12 protein-coding genes are annotated in these 15617 nt (G+C 62.6%); 11 read left to right on the top strand and 1 reads right to left on the bottom strand.

The window, feature by feature from the left end; genetic code table 11:
• Positions 1-118: 118 nt before the first annotated feature.
• The 9 genes from LB552_RS12685 to LB552_RS12725 all read left to right on the top strand — a co-directional run bounded on the left by LB552_RS12685 (position 119) and on the right by LB552_RS12725 (position 11584).
• The gene (locus tag LB552_RS12685; RefSeq protein ID WP_224606218.1) at positions 119-1789 is read left to right on the top strand and encodes a thiamine pyrophosphate-binding protein; all 1671 of its coding nucleotides are present in this window, start codon (positions 119-121) and stop codon (positions 1787-1789) included.
• Positions 1786-3882 (top strand): hydantoinase/oxoprolinase family protein, encoded by a 2097-nt coding sequence (locus LB552_RS12690; RefSeq protein ID WP_224606221.1) that lies wholly within the window; start codon positions 1786-1788, stop codon positions 3880-3882. The genes LB552_RS12685 and LB552_RS12690 overlap by 4 nt, the downstream gene beginning before the upstream one ends.
• A complete protein-coding gene (locus tag LB552_RS12695; protein ID WP_224606240.1) occupies positions 3879-5495 on the top strand; it encodes a hydantoinase B/oxoprolinase family protein in 1617 nt (538 codons plus the stop codon). Before LB552_RS12690 ends, LB552_RS12695 begins: the two co-directional genes overlap by 4 nt.
• The gene (locus LB552_RS12700) at positions 5495-6697 is read left to right on the top strand and encodes a pyridoxal phosphate-dependent aminotransferase (RefSeq protein WP_224606243.1); all 1203 of its coding nucleotides are present in this window, start codon (positions 5495-5497) and stop codon (positions 6695-6697) included. The genes LB552_RS12695 and LB552_RS12700 overlap by 1 nt, the downstream gene beginning before the upstream one ends.
• Positions 6698-6700: 3 nt before the next feature.
• The gene (locus tag LB552_RS12705; protein WP_224542954.1) at positions 6701-7513 is read left to right on the top strand and encodes an NAD-dependent epimerase/dehydratase family protein; all 813 of its coding nucleotides are present in this window, start codon (positions 6701-6703) and stop codon (positions 7511-7513) included.
• Between the two features lie 318 nt (positions 7514-7831).
• Positions 7832-8572, top strand: a complete 741-nt coding sequence (locus LB552_RS12710) for an ATP-binding cassette domain-containing protein (protein ID WP_224606246.1) — start codon at positions 7832-7834, stop codon at positions 8570-8572.
• Positions 8573-8606: 34 nt separating this feature from the next.
• Positions 8607-9689, top strand: a complete 1083-nt coding sequence (locus tag LB552_RS12715; RefSeq protein WP_224606249.1) for an ABC transporter permease — start codon at positions 8607-8609, stop codon at positions 9687-9689.
• A 51-nt stretch (positions 9690-9740) separates the two neighbouring features.
• Positions 9741-10745, top strand: coding sequence for a sugar-binding protein (locus LB552_RS12720; protein ID WP_224523067.1), 1005 nt, complete (start codon positions 9741-9743; stop codon positions 10743-10745).
• A gap of 89 nt (positions 10746-10834) precedes the next feature.
• Complete coding sequence (locus LB552_RS12725) at positions 10835-11584, top strand: glucose 1-dehydrogenase (protein ID WP_224606252.1); 750 nt, start codon at positions 10835-10837, stop codon at positions 11582-11584.
• 168 nt (positions 11585-11752) lie between these two features.
• On the opposite strand, the gene LB552_RS12730 is transcribed toward LB552_RS12725, so the two are convergent.
• Positions 11753-14341, bottom strand: a complete 2589-nt coding sequence (locus LB552_RS12730) for an EAL domain-containing protein (RefSeq protein ID WP_224606255.1) — start codon at positions 14339-14341, stop codon at positions 11753-11755.
• A gap of 351 nt (positions 14342-14692) precedes the next feature.
• Here LB552_RS12730 and LB552_RS12735 point away from each other — a divergent pair, with 351 nt between their 5' ends.
• Together LB552_RS12735 and LB552_RS12740 are read left to right on the top strand one after the other, a co-directional pair.
• Positions 14693-14899 carry a hypothetical protein gene (locus LB552_RS12735; protein ID WP_140839140.1) on the top strand — a complete coding sequence of 69 codons (207 nt, stop codon included), beginning with the start codon at positions 14693-14695 and terminating at the stop codon, positions 14897-14899.
• Positions 14900-15137: 238 nt separating this feature from the next.
• Positions 15138-15611 (top strand): hypothetical protein, encoded by a 474-nt coding sequence (locus LB552_RS12740; RefSeq protein ID WP_224600596.1) that lies wholly within the window; start codon positions 15138-15140, stop codon positions 15609-15611.
• Positions 15612-15617: the final 6 nt, after the last annotated feature.

A 15617-nucleotide genomic window follows, 5' to 3' on the forward strand; every position in this document is an offset into this window, starting at 1 on the left:
AAGAAAAACTTTCGTATGGATCGCATTTCTTGATTTCGCGTCGACCGGCCGCAGTGCAGGTATAAATCCGAAAGGCAGGCTCGGTCCGCTTGCCACCGGCTTAAGAGGATGTCGAAGCATGGTCCGCAATGGCGGTCGCCTTCTTGTCGAATGCCTGATCGCCTTGGGCGCGACCAAGAGCTTTGGCGTGCCCGGCGAAAGCTATCTCGCCGTTCTCGACGCGCTGCACGATACCAAGGGCAGGCTGGACTATGTGCTTTGCCGCAATGAAGGCGGCGCGGCGTTCATGGCCTCGGCCTACGGCAAGCTGACGGGATCGCCCGGCATCTGCTTAGTGACCCGCGGCCCAGGCGTGACCAATGCCAGCATCGGCATTCACACCGCGATGCAGGATAGTTCGCCGATGATCCTCTTCGTCGGCCAGGTCGGCACCGATATGAAGGGCCGCGAGGCCTTCCAGGAGATCGACTACCGCGCCGTCTACGGCACCGTCGCCAAATGGGCGGTCGAGATCGAGGACGTTGAGCGCCTGCCTGAAATCTTGGCGCGCGCCTGGACCACCGCCTTGACCGGCCGGCCCGGCCCCGTCGTCGTCGCGCTGCCCGAAGACATGCTGACGACCTCGACCGAGGCCGCGCCGCTCAGCGGCCCTGCTTCGATTTTCGAAGCCGCTCCGTCGCAGGATGCCCTTTCGTCGGCGCTTGAGATGCTGGCTGCGGCCGAGAGGCCGGTGCTGCTGATAGGCGGGGCCAACTGGACGACAAATGGACGCGCCGCGCTCCAGGCCTTCGCCGAGGCTTCCGACATCCCCGTCATTGCCGCCTTCCGCTACCAGGACCAGTTCGACAACCATTCGTCAGTCTTCGTTGGCGAAGCCGGCGTCGGCATGGTGGCGCATGTCAAGACGTTGATCCACGACGCGGATGTGATCCTCGCCGTCAATGTCCGCTTCGGCGAGATGACGACCGACGGCTACACGCTGCTCGACGTTCCGGTGCCGCGCCAGAAGCTGATCCATGTGCACGGCTCCGACCGCGAAATCGGCAAGATCTACGTGCCCGCGATCGGCGTCCATGCCGGACCGAACGCTTTCGCCAAGGCGCTGACGCCGGTGAAAGGTGGCTGGGCCAACTGGCGCGCGGCGGCGCGCAAGGCCTATGAAGCCACATTCGCGGCACCCGTCCAGCCCGGCCCGGTCGACATGGTCGCGGTCACCGCCTGGTTGCGCGAGACCTTGCCGGCCGACGTCATCCTCACCAACGGCGCCGGCAATTTCACGGTCTGGCCGAACAAGTTCTTCAAGTTCGGGCCGGACGCGCGGCTGCTTGCCCCGCAATCCGGTGCCATGGGCTATGGCCTGCCCGCAGCCATCGCCGCGAAAGTCGCGTTTCCGCAGCGCACAGTCGTATGCTTTGCCGGCGACGGCGACTTCCAGATGAACTGCCAGGAGCTCGGCACGGCTATGCAGGCAGGCGCGCAGCCAATCGTGCTCATCATCAACAACGGCATATACGGCACGATCCGCGCGCATCAGGAACGCAACTATCCGGCCCGCGTCTCCGGCACCTCGCTGGAAAACCCGGACTTCGTGGCGCTGGCAAGGGCCTATGGTTTTCACGCCGAGCGCGTCGAAAGCACCGGGCATTTCGCGGCGGCGTTCCGGCGGGCCCAGCAATCTGCGACCGGCGCCGTTCTCGACATCGCCATCTCGCCCGAAGCGCTCACGCCCCGGCAGACCCTTTCCCAGATGCGCGACGCAGCACTCGCTTCGCAGAAGGCCACGGCATGACCTCCAGATCAGACGACATCCGCCTCGGCGCGGACATCGGTGGCACCTTCACCGACATCGCCCTCGATGTCAGGGGAACGATGTTTTCGACCAAGGTGCTGACCAATTATTCGGCGCCCGAGCAGGCGATCCTCGACGGCATCGACGTCGTCGTCCGCGATGCCGGAATTTCGGCAGCCGAGATCGGCATCATCATCCACGGCACGACGCTCGCCACCAATGCGCTGATCGAGCGGCGCGGCGCCAGGACCGCGCTCGTCACGACGGAAGGCTTTCGCGATGTGATCGAGATGCGGACGGAGAACCGGTTCGAGCAGTATGATCTGAACCTGCAGCTGCCGACGCCGCTGATCCCGCGTGAAGATCGTTTCACCGTCAAGGGCCGCATCGGCGCCGAGGGCCAGGAACTGCAGCCGCTCGACGAAGCGGCGCTGGAAGCAATCGCCGAGAAGATCTTGGCTGGCAATTTCGGCTCGGTGGCGATCGGCTTCATCCACGCTTACGCCAACCCCGACCACGAGCGCCGGGCGCGCCAGATCCTCGCTCGCAAGCTCACCATCCCGATCTCGATCAGCGCCGAGGTCTCGCCGCAGATGCGCGAGTTCGAGCGCTTCAATACGGTCTGCGCCAACGCCTATGTGCGGCCGCAGATGGCCGACTACCTCGCCCGCCTGCAGACGCGGCTCAAGGACATGGGCGCCGAGTGCCCGGTCTTCATGATCCATTCCGGCGGCGGCCTGATCTCGGTGGAAACTGCTTCTGAATTCCCTGTCCGGCTGGTCGAGTCCGGTCCCGCGGGCGGCGCCATTTTTGCCGCCGACATCGCTCGGCGCTTCGGCCTGGAGAAGGTCGTCTCCTATGACATGGGCGGAACCACCGCCAAGATCTGCCTGATCGAGGATTTTGCGCCGCGTACGGCGAGAACGTTCGAAGTGGCGCGCACCTATCGCTTCTCCAAGGGCTCCGGCATGCCGATCTCGATCCCCGTGATCGAGATGATCGAGATCGGCGCCGGCGGCGGCTCGATCGCCTGGGTGGACGCTATGGGCCGCATCCAGACCGGACCGGAGAGCGCCGGCTCGGAACCTGGCCCGGCCTGCTATGGCCGCGGCGGTAAGCGCCCGGCGATCACCGACGCCGACTTGGTGCTCGGCAAGCTTGATCCGCACAATTTCGCCGGTGGCGCGATCAAGCTGGACATCTCCGCTTCCGAGCAGGCGATCCTGCGCGATGTCGGCGAGCGCCTGTCGCTGGATGCCATATCGACCGCCTTCGGCATCTGCGAGGTGGTGGACGAGAACATGGCCAACGCCGCCCGCGTACACGCCGTTGAGAACGGCAAGAACATTTCCGACAATCTGATGATCGCCTTTGGCGGCGCAGCGCCTCTGCATGCGGCAAGGCTTTGCGAAAAGCTCGGCATCGATCAGTGCATCGTGCCGCGCGGCGCCGGCGTTGGATCGGCGATCGGTTTCCTCAAGGCGCCGTTCGGCTACGAGGCGCTGGCCTCGAAACTGACGCGCCTTTCGCGCTTCAAGCCGGCCGAAGTCAACGCCCTGCTCTCCGATCTCAAAGCCTCCGCCGAAGGCTTTGTCCGCACCGGCGCCAGTGGCCAGATCGTCTGCGAGATCACCGCCTTCATGCGCTATGCCGGCCAGGGCTGGGAAATCCCCGTGCCGGTATCGGACGAGCCGTTCGGCGACGATGCGGCCGCCAGGCTCAAGGCGCTGTTCGAGACCAGCTATCAGCGCTTCTTCGGCCGCGCCATCGACGGGCTCGACGGGCTGGAGATTGAGATCGTCACCTGGTCGGTGAAGGCGACCGATATTCGTCCGGCCGGCACCAGGCACGAGCTCACCGCAGGCAAGAAGACCAGCCAACCGACGACGACCCGCGCGGTATTCGATCCGGCAACGGGGGCGCCGCAGAGCTACGGCATCATCGAACGCGAAGCGCTGTGCCCCGGCGATCGCATCGCTGGCCCGGCCGTCATCGTCGAACGGGAGACATCGACCGTCGTCACCACCAGCTTCGATGCCGTTATCCAGAGCGACGGCGCGATCCTCCTGATCCGCAAAGGCAGCCAGGCATGAGCGATATTGGCGAAATCCGCATGCAGGTCATGTGGAACCGGTTGATCTCGGTGGTCGAGGAACAGGCGCTCACCCTGCTGCGCACCGCCTTCTCCACCTCGGTGCGCGAATCCGGGGACCTGTCGGCCGGCGTGTTCGATCCGCGTGGCCAGATGCTGGCGCAGGCGGTGACGGGCACGCCCGGCCACGTCAACACTATGGCCGAAGCCGTGCTGCATTTCATGAACGAGATCCCGCGCGATCAAATGTTCGAGGGCGACACTTACGTCACCAACGATCCCTGGCTCGGCACCGGCCACCTGCACGACATCACCATGGTCTCGCCGTCCTTCCTCAACGGCGAGCTCGTCGCCTTCTTCGCCTGTACCGCACATGTCGTCGATGTTGGGGGCCGCGGCTTCGGCGCCGACGGCAAGTCGGTCTATGAGGAAGGCATCCAGATCCCGATCATGAAGTTCGCCGAGAAGGGCAAGGTCAATCTCGACCTCGTCCGCATCCTGCGCGCCAATGTCCGCGAGCCCAACCAGGTCGTCGGCGATTTCTATTCGCTTGCAGCCTGCAACGAGGTCGGCCATCGCCGCCTCGTCGACATGATGAAGGAGATCGGCCTCACCTCGCTCGACGGGCTCGGCGACTTCATCTTCTCGCGCACCCGCGACGCGATGCTCGAGCGCATCGAGGCGCTACCGAAGGGAAGCTGGTCGAACGAGCTGGTGACCGACGGTTATGACGAGTCGGTCAAGCTCGCAGCGACGGTCTCGGTCCGCGACGACCATGTCGAAGTCGATTTCACCGGCACAGATCCGATGAGCCGCTGGGGCATCAACTGTCCGATCATCTACAGCAAGGCTTACGCCTGCTATGCGCTGAAATGCATGGTGGCGCCCGACATCCCGAACAACGCCGCCTCGCTTGCCTTCTTCACCGTATCCTCACCGGTCAACATTCTGAACGCCGTGCGACCGGCGCCGGTGGCGCTCAGGCATATTTTTGGCCACATGGTGCCCGATCTCGTGCTGGGCGCCTTCGCCAAGGCGCTGCCTGGCAAGATCCTCGCCGAAGGCGCCGGTGCTCTCTGGAACATCCACATTTCGGCACGCCCGGTTGCAGGCGGATCCGGCCGCCGCGCCGAGGTGCTGATGTTCAACTCTGGCGGCATGGGCGCCCGCCCCGAACTCGACGGCTTGTCGGCGACGGCCTTTCCGTCCGGCGTGCACACGATGCCGATCGAAGCGACGGAACATACTGGCCCGATCGTAATCTGGCGTAAGGAGCTGCGCCCTAACTCCGGCGGCGACGGCGAATTCCGCGGCGGCCTCGGCCAGATCATCGAGATCGCAGCGACCGACGGCCACGAATTCGACTTCTCGGCCATGTTCGACCGGGTCAATCATCCGGCCCACGGCCGTAACGGCGGCAAGCCGGGCACTGCCGGCGTGGTCAAGCTCGACGACGGCACGAAGATGCGGCCCAAGGGCTGGCAGCATGTGCCGGCGGGACGCCGGCTGATCCTCGAACTGCCCGGCGGCGGCGGCTATGGCGATCCGGCCAAACGCCGTGCGGCCGCACGAGCCAATGATCGGTCCAAGGGTTACATCACGGAGAACGACTGATGAGCTATATTGCCTCGCGCCTTTCGGTGGTGAAGCCTTCGGCCTCGATGGCCGCTTCGCAGGCCGCCAAGGCGCTACGCGCCAGGGGCGTGGACGTGATCGATCTCGGCCTGGGCGAGCCCGACTTTCCGACGCCCCTCCACATCATCGATGCCGCGCATTTCGCGGCGAAAGCGGGACAAACCCTCTACACCGCCGCTGCCGGCACGGCCGAGGTGCGCCAGGCTGTGGCCGGCAAATTCCGACGCGAGAACGGCCTGGACTACACGGCCGATGACATCGTGGTGGCCAACGGCGCCAAGCAGATCATCTTCAACGCGCTGATGGCAACGCTGGAGACGGGCGACGAAGCAATCCTGCCGGCGCCCTACTTCGTCTCCTATCCCGAAATGGTGAAGCTGCTCGGCGGCACGCCGGTCGTCGTCGAATGCCCGGAGACCACCGGTTTCCGGCTGACGCCAGCGCTCTTGGAAAAGGCAATCACGCCGAGGACGAAATGGCTCTTCCTCAACATGCCGGGTAATCCATCCGGCGCGGTCTATTCGGAGTCGGATTTGCGCGCACTCGGCGCCATTCTAGCCATGCACCCGCAAGTGCTCGTCCTCTCCGACGAGATCTACGAGCACATCCTGTTCGACGGGCGCGAGTTCGTTTCCTTCGGCAAGGCCTGCCCCGAGCTCAAGGACCGCACGCTGATCGTCAACGGCGTCTCGAAATCCTACGCGATGACCGGGTGGCGCGTCGGTTACGCGGCGGGACCCGCGCCGCTCGTCAAGGCGATGTCGACGATCCAGAGCCAGTCCTGCACCTCGGTGTGCTCGATCGCGCAGGCCGCGACCGTAGCCGCGCTCAACGGTCCGCAGGACGAAGTCGCGCGCTTCCGCCAGGCTTTCGAGAGGCGCCGCGATCTGGTCGTGGACGGCATCGGGAAGATCAACGGGCTGACGCTGTCGCCGCCGGAAGGTGCCTTCTATGCCTATATCGGCTGCGCCAGCCTGATCGGCCGCAAGACCCCGAAGGGCGTCGTGCTGGAAGACGATACCGCGGTTGCGAATTACCTGCTGAGTGAAGGCCGGGTGGCGTCGGTGCCCGGCGTCGCCTACGGACTGTCACCCTATTTCCGCATCTCGACCGCGACCAGCGAAGAGGTGCTGGCCGAGGCGATCTCGCGGATCAATACCGCCGTCTCGCAAGTGGAGTAAACGATGCCGCATTACGAACGTATCCTGATCACCGGCGCCGCCGGCCGGCTTGGATCGGAGCTGCGCAAGGGGCTGGTGCCGCTGGCCAAGACGATTCGCCTGGCAGGGCGCCACCCGTTCGGCGATCTCGCGCCTCACGAAGAGGAAGCGGTTTTCGATCTCGCCGACATGGAAGCCACGATCGCCGCGACCAAGGACTGCGACGCGATCGTGCATTTCGGCGGCGCGCCGCTCGAATGCGAGTGGCAGACCATCCTCGATTCCAGCATCCGCGGCTCCTACCACATCTATGAAGGCGCCCGGAAACATGGCGTCAAGCGCGTCATCTACGCCTCGTCGGTGCATGCCATCGGCTACCACGAGGTCGAGGCGCATATCGGTGTCGACGCGCCGGTGCGTCCCGACAGCCTCTACGGCGTGTCGAAAAACTTTGTCGAGAGTCTCAGCCGGCTCTATTGGGACAAGTTCGGCATCGAGACGGTATGCCTGCGCATCTTCTCGTCCTTCCCTGAGCCGGCCGACCGCCGTATGCTGTGGTCGTACCTATCCTTTGCCGATTGCGTGCGCCTGGTCGAGGCATCGCTGACCGCGCCGCGCGTCGGCCACACCATCTCTTACGGCATTTCCGATAACAAGCTGAAGATGGTCGACAACAGCGGCGCGAACCATCTGGGATTTATCCCACAGGACAGCGCCGAGCCATTCCGCGCCGCCGTCGAGGCGAAGACGCCGGTTCCCGATCCGAAAAGACCGTCAGTGAAATATCTCGGCGGCTGGTTCTGCGAGCTTGGCCACCCTGACGACAAGCCGTCCTGAGGGTCGATCCGCAGAGCGCACGCATCCGTCTCCGCGTCACCAGTGCGAACACATTGCCGAAGCGCTGGAGCAGCGATACGGGAAGTTCAGCGAGAGCGCCAGATTGGTCTCCTTGCCGCCGTCGGATACCTATCTGGCGCTGAAAAGTCAGCGAGCTGCCCGTTGATCTCTGCGAAGGTGGTGGACCCAAGTCGCACCCTTGCTCTAACGCCCCCCAAAATCCTGATCTAATAATGATTGTGTTGAATGCGTTTCGCTGATTAGCTGTCTTGCATAAGTCCGGGACAAGGTTGGCAATGTTGTCCGGGGAGGACCGCGATGCCGGTGCTTGAAGTTCGCCATGTTTCCAAGAACTTTGGAGCCATCCAGGCCCTGACCGACGTCAGCTTCCAGGTAGAGCGGGGCGAAGTCGTGGGTCTCATGGGGGACAACGGCGCCGGCAAGTCGACGATAGTCAAGACAGTGGCCGGGAACTTCCCGCCGAACGTCGGCGAAATCGTAGTGGACGGCGAGGTTTGTCAATTCCACAAACCCGTCCAAGCGCGTGCTAAAGGAATCGAAGTCGTCTATCAGGACCTGGCGCTCGCCGACAATCTAACGGCCGCGCAGAACGTCTTTCTTGGCCGTGAGATCAAGAAGGGCTTCTGGCCGATCAGGGTGCTCAATAAGCAGGCGATGATCGACCGCTCGGCAGCGCTGTTCGAAGAACTCAAATCGGAAACCCGACCGCGCGACCTGGTCAGGAAGATGTCGGGTGGGCAGCGCCAAGCGGTAGCCATCGCACGAACCCGGCTTTCGAACGCCAAGCTGGTGTTGATGGACGAGCCGACCGCCGCAATCTCCGTACGCCAGGTGGCGGAAGTGCTCGAACTGATCCGACGCCTCAAGGCGCAAGGGGTCGGGGTCATGTTGATCAGCCACCGCATGCCTGACGTTTTCGCCGTCGCAGATCGTATCATCGTGCTGAGGCGAGGTTCGAAGGTTGCCGACAAGCAGGTCGACAACACCTCGCCCGAGGAAATCACCGGACTAATAACGGGGGCCATCCGTGGCGAATAGTGCTCGGCAGTCGGTTAGCGTCAGGGAGTCGCTCGTGGAAACCAGCCGCCCGGCCATGGCGGACTTCATCCCGACCAAGGAGAAGACGGCACTGCAGCGTGTGGTTTCAAGTCAGCCATTCTGGGTGACAATCGCGCTCATTGCTCTCGTCATATTGATGACAGCCATCGAGCCGAGCTTCGGCACCTCCGAAAACGTCGCCAACGTCACGCGCAACTTCGCACCTTTCGGCCTCATGGCGCTCGGCATGACGGTGGTAATCATCACCGGTGGCATCGATCTGTCGGTCGGCTCGATCATGGGCCTGGTGGCCATCGTCGCCGGCCTGTTCCTGACCTGGCACTATCCTTGGTACGTCGCCTTCGCCATCGGCCTTTTCTCCGGTCTGGCCTGCGGCGCGGTCAACGGGTTCTTTGTTGCTTATGTCGGAATGCCGTCCTTCGTGGTCACCCTCGGGATGCTGTCCGTGGCGCGTTCGCTGGCGGTCGTGTTCTCGGCCAACCAGATGCTCTACCAGTTCGGGCCCGATGCTCCGATCGTGAAGGCGATCGGTCAGGCGAGATGGCCGCTGCATGGGCCGCAGGACTGGGCACCCCACTGGATACCGGGACTGTCATCGCAGTTTTGGACTATGGTGATTCTGGCCCTGATCGTCGGCTTCGTGTTCAATTTCACCGCCTGGGCCCGACATCTCTTCGCCATCGGTGGTAACGAGGAGGCCGCCCGGCTTACCGGCGTGCCGGTCGACTGGATCAAATTCCAGGCCTATGTCTTCTCGGCTTTCACCGCCTCGCTCGCCTCGCTGCTGCTGCTTGGTTACAACGGCTCGGCCATCAACGCCATGGGCCAAGGTTATGAGCTGCGCGTGATCGCCGCTACAGTCATTGGCGGAGCCAGCCTCATGGGCGGCGCCGGCACGGCGTTCGGCGCGATAATCGGTTCGGCCTTCCTCGAGGTGATCAGGAATGCACTGCTGATGGCCGGCATCGATTCAAATTGGCAGGGCGCCTTCGTGGGCGCCTTCATCGTTCTTGCGGTTCTTTTGGGCATGCAAACCGGCGGCAGATCGATGCTCGCAGCGTCGCTGGCAGCCTTGATGCCCAAACGAAGCCGTTAGAAACCCGCCGGCGGGAGGCCTGCGGGATCACACCAAGGAGGAGAACGTCCCATGAGAAAACATCTGTTGACGGCGGCCGTGGCGCTTGGCGCAATGGTGCTCGCCGTTTCCGGCGCCCAGGCGAAATACACCTTCGCCCTGGTGCCGAAGAACATGAACAATCCTTTCTTCGACCAGGCACGCGACGGCTGCAAGAAAGCCGAAGCCGAATCGAATGGGGCCCTGGAGTGCATGTATATTGGCCCCGGAGAGCATGGCGGCGGCGACGAGCAGGTACAGATCGTGCAGGACCTCGTTGCCAAGAAGGTGGACGGCATCGCCGTGTCGCCATCGAATGCCGCGGCGATGGCAGTCGCGCTGCAGGCCGCCAAGGAAGCCGGCATCCCGGTCCTCACCTGGGATTCCGACCTCCTGCCCGAGAACAAGGATCTTCGCGCCGCCTATATCGGGACCCACAATTATGAGATCGGCGTGAACCTTGCCAAGCTTGCCATGCAGATTAAGCCCAAGGGCGGCACGATCTGTATCCAGTCGGGCGGCGCGGCGGCGGCCAACCACAACGAGCGCATGCAGGGCATTCGCGATACGCTTTCGGGCACCAAATCGGCAGCCTCGCCCGGGGATCGGCTGACGGGCCAGAATGGCTGGACCGAAATCGAAGGCTGTCCGCTCTATACCAACGATGATTTCCCGCTTTCGGTGCAGCAATTCGAGGACATCATGGGGAAAAACCCGAACCTCGACGCATTCATCCCAACGGGTGGCTTCCCGCAGTTCATCCCAGATGCCAACCGAGCTGCGGTAGCCCCGTACAAGGACAAGATCGCCTCGAAGGCCCTGGCCCTTGTCGTCGCCGACACGCTTCCCGTCCAGATCGATCAGATGAAGGAAGGTCTCTCCCTTGGCCAGGTCGGCCAGCGGCCGTTCGAAATGGGCTACAAGACGATGATGGCATTGAAGGATATGAAGGACGGCAAGGCTCCGCCGGCTGACCCGACCTACACCGGCCTCGACGTCTGCACTCCGCAGACGGCGGATACCTGCGTCGCCAAATAGGGTTTTTTGGGCGGGAGGTAACTCCCGCCCGTTCGTTGAAGCGAGATGCGGCTAGATTGAAGCATTCTCATCTCGCTCCAGGGGCTTCAATGTCGGAATTGTTCTCGCTCAAGGGCCGTGTCGCATTGGTCACGGGTGCTTCGCGCGGCCTCGGCTTCGCCATGGCCAAAGCACTTGCGGAAAACGGTGCGACGGTAATCGTCAACGCCCGCGGCACGAACGCCCTCTCCGCGGCGGCAGAAAGCATCGGGGCCGAAGCCCTGCCGTTCGACGTTGCCGACGCGGCGGTCTCAAGGGCGGCGCTCCAAGCAATCGTCGAACGCCACGGCCGCCTCGATATTCTGATCAACAACGCCGGCATCCAGCATCGCAGGCCTTTGGTCGAATGGGAGGACGAGGATTTCGACCGCGTGATTGCCGTCAATCTGTCGGCCTGCTTTCGCATGATGCGTGATGCAGTGCGTCTGATGCTGCCGAACAAATTCGGCCGCATCATAAACACTGGATCGGTTGCGGCGATCCTTGGCCGTCCCACCATTCACGCCTATGTGGCGGCAAAGGCGGGCCTGCATGGACTGACGCGCTCCGCCGCCGCCGAGATGGGCCGTCACGGCATAACAATCAACGCGATCGCCCCCGGCTATTTCGCCACCGAGCTCAATACTGCGCTTATCAACGACGAGGCTTTCACCAAATGGGTCGAGGCACGAACCCCAGCAGGCCGCTGGGCCAAGCCTGAGGAACTCGGTGGAGCCGTGGTGTTTCTCGCCTCTAACGCTGCCGGTTACATCAATGGACATGTGCTGGCGGTTGACGGCGGACTATCGGTTTCCCTCTGACCTGCGAACCGCAGCCCGTCAGAGCCTATTCCGGATGACACCGTCGGCTTCGGCCTCACGGCCGCGCCGGCGCGTTCATTAGGACCCGCCGATATGAGCCAGTGCGTTGGCTATGCAAGTACCCGCGAGCAGGTTTGTTCTCTGCGCGGGGCATCTTGCCGACTTCAGTCAACCCCGGGCAGACGCACTCCTGCCAAGCCGGCCGGCGGAGACCTGTTCTTTCTTCCGCTCGCCTGTCGTTTCGGGCGCAAGCTCGCTGATGTCGCCGGCCACGACGGAACGTGTGCGCTCCAGCATCGCGGGGATCTCCCGAGCCGGTAGTGGCCGACTGAACAGGAAGCCTTGCGCTTCCGTGCAGCCTTCTCTTCGCACCCGTTCCAGTTGCTCGGCCGTCTCTATCCCTTCGGCGGTGGTCTGCATCCCAAGGCTGTTGCCGAGGCTGGTGACGGCCCGGATGATGGCGACGGAGCTGTCGATATCCTCGGCGTCCTTTACGAAGGACTGGTCAATCTTGATCTTGTCGAACGGAAACGAGCGCAGATAGCTCAAACTCGAATATCCGGTCCCGAAGTCGTCCATCGCGATATGGACACCCAGCAAGTGGATCTGTTGCAGCATCGCGAGAGTGGCCTGGGTGTTGGCCAGCAGCACGGTCTCGGTGATTTCAAGCTCGAGACGGCTCGCGGGCAATCCCGAGGCATCCAACGCTGCGACAATCGTCGAGAGCAAGCGGGCATTGCGAAACTGCGTCGGCGACAGGTTGACGGCAACCCTGATGCCTTCGGGCCAGCTTGCTGCGTCGAGACAGGCTTGCTTGATCACCCATTCCCCAATCGGAACAATCAGGCCGATCTCTTCGGCCAAGGGGATGAACTCGGACGGCGAAACGATACCCCGCGTCGGGTGATGCCAGCGCAACAGCGCCTCGAAACAGCTGACCTCGCCGCTTTCGAGATTGAGGAGCGGTTGGTAGTAGATCTCGAACTGCTGCCGTCCCAACGCGTCGCGCAGATCGAGTTCGAGAACCCGCCGCGCCTGCATGCGGGCATCCATGTCCGGCTCGAAAAACCTGTATGTTCTGCGACCCTCCGCCTTTGCCCTATAGAGCGCCATGTCGCCGTTCTTGAGCAACTGGTCGGCGTTTGTGCCGTCGTCAGGCGCAATCGAGATGCCGACGCTGGCGCTGACGGTGACGCCATGGCCGTCGGCGATATAAGGCGCGCTCAGCGCATCAATGACGCGTTGCGCAAGGGCGGTGGCCTCGACCGGCTGATCGACCCCATTTTGAATGATCACGAACTCGTCGCCACCTAGTCTGGCAACAGTGTCGTCCTCGCGCACGATCTGCTTCAGCCTTGCGGCGACCTCCTTGAGCAAGGCGTCGCCGACCGGATGCCCTAGCGTGTCGTTGACAGTCTTGAAATGATCGAGATCGAGGCAAAGGAAGGCGACCTTGCCATCTCTGCGAGCCATCTCGGCTAAGGCGTCCTCGGCGCGTTCGCGAAACAATATCCGGTTTGGAAGATCGGTAAGCCCGTCATGGCGAGCCATGTGCGATATGCGAGCCTCGCTGCGCCGCAAGTCGGTCACGTCGTGATGCGTGGCGAGCCATCCGCCGCCCGGCAGCGGCTGATGAATGAGGTCGATGGTGCGCCCGTCCCTGAGCTCCACCAGGCTCACGACGCGCTCGGCGCGGTCGATGGTCGCCGAGAGCTCTTCCAGATATCTGTCCGGGTCCTGGCCTACATAAAGTCCCGCCGCAATCCGGAAACGCATCAAATCGGCCCACCGGGAACCAGGGTGGGTCAGGGCCTCCGGCAGGCGATAGAAGTCGGCATAGGCCTGATTGCAGAAAACCAGCCGTCGGCCGGCATCGAACATACACAGGCCCACAGGCATGTTCGCGGCAGCGGCAGCCAGATTCTGCCGCTCCAACTCGGCATCACGAGCCAGGGCGATGCTGCGCTCCAGGCTGGCACGGTAGCCGGCAAAGGCCGTGAACAATATTCCGACCTCGTCGCGCCGATCCTTTCTGAGCGCAACCAGCGTCGAGCGGTGTTCCCCTCGCGTCAACCGGTGCATCGCTTCGCTCACGGCCAGGATCGGCTTGCTGACATTATGGCGAATCCAGGCGACAAGCACGCCAAGGCACACGGCAGCAAAGGCGATCGCGGCCCAAACGAGCCGCTGCGCGATGGTGTAGGTGCGGTCCGCGATGGCTGCGGCAGCCTTGCTGCGATGATTGGTGAGTGCCAAGAGGCCATCCAGCCGCTGAGCCGCCGCCGCAATCGTGGGGAGCGACACCGCCTCGAACTCGTTAGCTGCCTTCGTTCGCTCCGCGGTATCGAGAAGTGGAATGATCGACGACAGGGAATCTTGATACGCCGTCCAGAGGTTGACGAATTGATCGAACAGCTCCTGCTCGGCGGGTGATCCGGCGCTCCTGCGGTAGGCGCGCCGATCTTGGAGCATTTCTTCGCTCTCTCTCGCCATCTCCTTGTCGATGTCAGCGATTTGCTGAGAGTTTTCGGCACGCATGCGCAGCGTCGCGTAGAGCCGGTGCTCCGCAAGGTTGCGCTTCATCTCGTCGACGATCTGCACCTGGGGCAACCAAACTCCGGTGATCTCGCTCGTGACCTTATTGAGCGACCGCAGCTGTGCGACCCCAAATACCCCGACCGTCACGGTGCAAAGCAGTGCCAATCCAAAGCCCAGCGTGAGCTTGCTGCCGACACTTATGTCCTTGAACCGTTTCATGTTAACGCTGACCTGATGAGGTCAGTCCCGCCCGCAGGCGCCAATAGCGGGACTGATTGGAAGCGCCTCGCCAATCTCGCGCTGAAATGTATTAAGGCTGACTTAAGATGGCGTTCAGCGTAATCTGCACTTCGTCGTTGTCTGCTTCAACGATATGACGACCGGGGCACTTATCCTTTGCGCTTGTGAACAAAGAGATATTCGCCGCTCAACAGGGATGGCGGGTCAATACTCTTCTGGACGCTGAGGTAATCCGCTACATATTTAACGATCGGGCAGCTGTCGAAGGAGACCGCCTAGGCACGCGACTGCTGCCAAAGGGACCCGCTGATTTCGGGATGGAGGAAAGCCGTGGAAAATCACGCCGGCTCGGCACCCAATGTAGCTGACTTTGTCATTCACAAGGTTCTGGACACGTTCGAATACTCCGACCGCGGCGCGGTGGTCACGATGGTCGATCCGCGGGGCGCACGCATCCGTCTCCACGTCACCATCGTCACCGGGGAGTTGCTTTGCGAGCATATTGCCGAAGCGCTGGAGCAGCGATACGGGAAATAGAATGTCTCCTGCAACAGCACACTCATTCAACAGCGAGCCCTCGGAATCGAAGAGCAAGGCGGCATGACACGGGCATTGCTCAACCTACGAATACCCCGGTGTAGCAGCCACCTGCTACCAACGACATCCATTTCGGCACTAACTAATATGAATGGCGGACCCGACTGTGGCAGTGTAAGGTCCGCTGCAAGCAAGAAAAATTGCCATACCGGCACTGCCGACGAATCTGGGAGGATTCATGGTCGAAATCATCTCCAAGCGGGATGGCCCGCGGCGCGAGGATGCTCAAGTCAAAAGGCTGATTGAGCAGAACCGCTCAACCATCGTGCGCCTTGCCGACCAGCTCAGCGCCGGCGGTTATTCAGCTTCGAAACAGCCACGTCAGAAACCGAAGGCTCAAGGCCTTATCTTTCATGTTGGCGGCGCAACCGGATCTGTGGCCGAGGCCAACCCGTCCGTGCATGTCAGCCTCAATGGGCGTGTGATCTCGAAGGATCAAAACACAGGCCGTCAGCTTCATCATATCGGCGATATCCGCGATCGCGGCGGCGAGCACATTTTCGTATTGGCCACCAAGCAGAACGGCTACTTCGCGCCGGTCGACGAAGCCGTCGCCGCGAAGCTTGCCGAAATGGACGGGCGTCGCCTCACCGCCACCTACTCCGAAGAACAGCTCGCCACCGACATCGGCGCGAAACTAGGCATCAATTGACCGGTA

The sequence above is a fragment of the Mesorhizobium sp. CA7 genome (assembly GCF_020165015.1).
In the GTDB taxonomy this organism is placed as follows: domain Bacteria; phylum Pseudomonadota; class Alphaproteobacteria; order Rhizobiales; family Rhizobiaceae; genus Mesorhizobium.

What these genes read in the sequence shown, in the direction of transcription:
- LB552_RS12695 (WP_224606240.1), top strand. Translation starts at nt 3,879, where the DNA reads ATGAGCGATATTGGCGAAATCCGCATGCAGGTCATGTGGAACCGGTTG.
- LB552_RS12700 (WP_224606243.1), top strand. Translation starts at nt 5,495, where the DNA reads ATGAGCTATATTGCCTCGCGCCTTTCGGTGGTGAAGCCTTCGGCCTCG.
- LB552_RS12690 (WP_224606221.1), top strand. Translation starts at nt 1,786, where the DNA reads ATGACCTCCAGATCAGACGACATCCGCCTCGGCGCGGACATCGGTGGC.
- LB552_RS12730 (WP_224606255.1), bottom strand. Translation starts at nt 14,341, where the DNA reads ATGAAACGGTTCAAGGACATAAGTGTCGGCAGCAAGCTCACGCTGGGC.
- LB552_RS12740 (WP_224600596.1), top strand. Translation starts at nt 15,138, where the DNA reads ATGGTCGAAATCATCTCCAAGCGGGATGGCCCGCGGCGCGAGGATGCT.
- LB552_RS12720 (WP_224523067.1), top strand. Translation starts at nt 9,741, where the DNA reads ATGAGAAAACATCTGTTGACGGCGGCCGTGGCGCTTGGCGCAATGGTG.
- LB552_RS12725 (WP_224606252.1), top strand. Translation starts at nt 10,835, where the DNA reads ATGTCGGAATTGTTCTCGCTCAAGGGCCGTGTCGCATTGGTCACGGGT.
- LB552_RS12705 (WP_224542954.1), top strand. Translation starts at nt 6,701, where the DNA reads ATGCCGCATTACGAACGTATCCTGATCACCGGCGCCGCCGGCCGGCTT.
- LB552_RS12685 (WP_224606218.1), top strand. Translation starts at nt 119, where the DNA reads ATGGTCCGCAATGGCGGTCGCCTTCTTGTCGAATGCCTGATCGCCTTG.
- LB552_RS12710 (WP_224606246.1), top strand. Translation starts at nt 7,832, where the DNA reads ATGCCGGTGCTTGAAGTTCGCCATGTTTCCAAGAACTTTGGAGCCATC.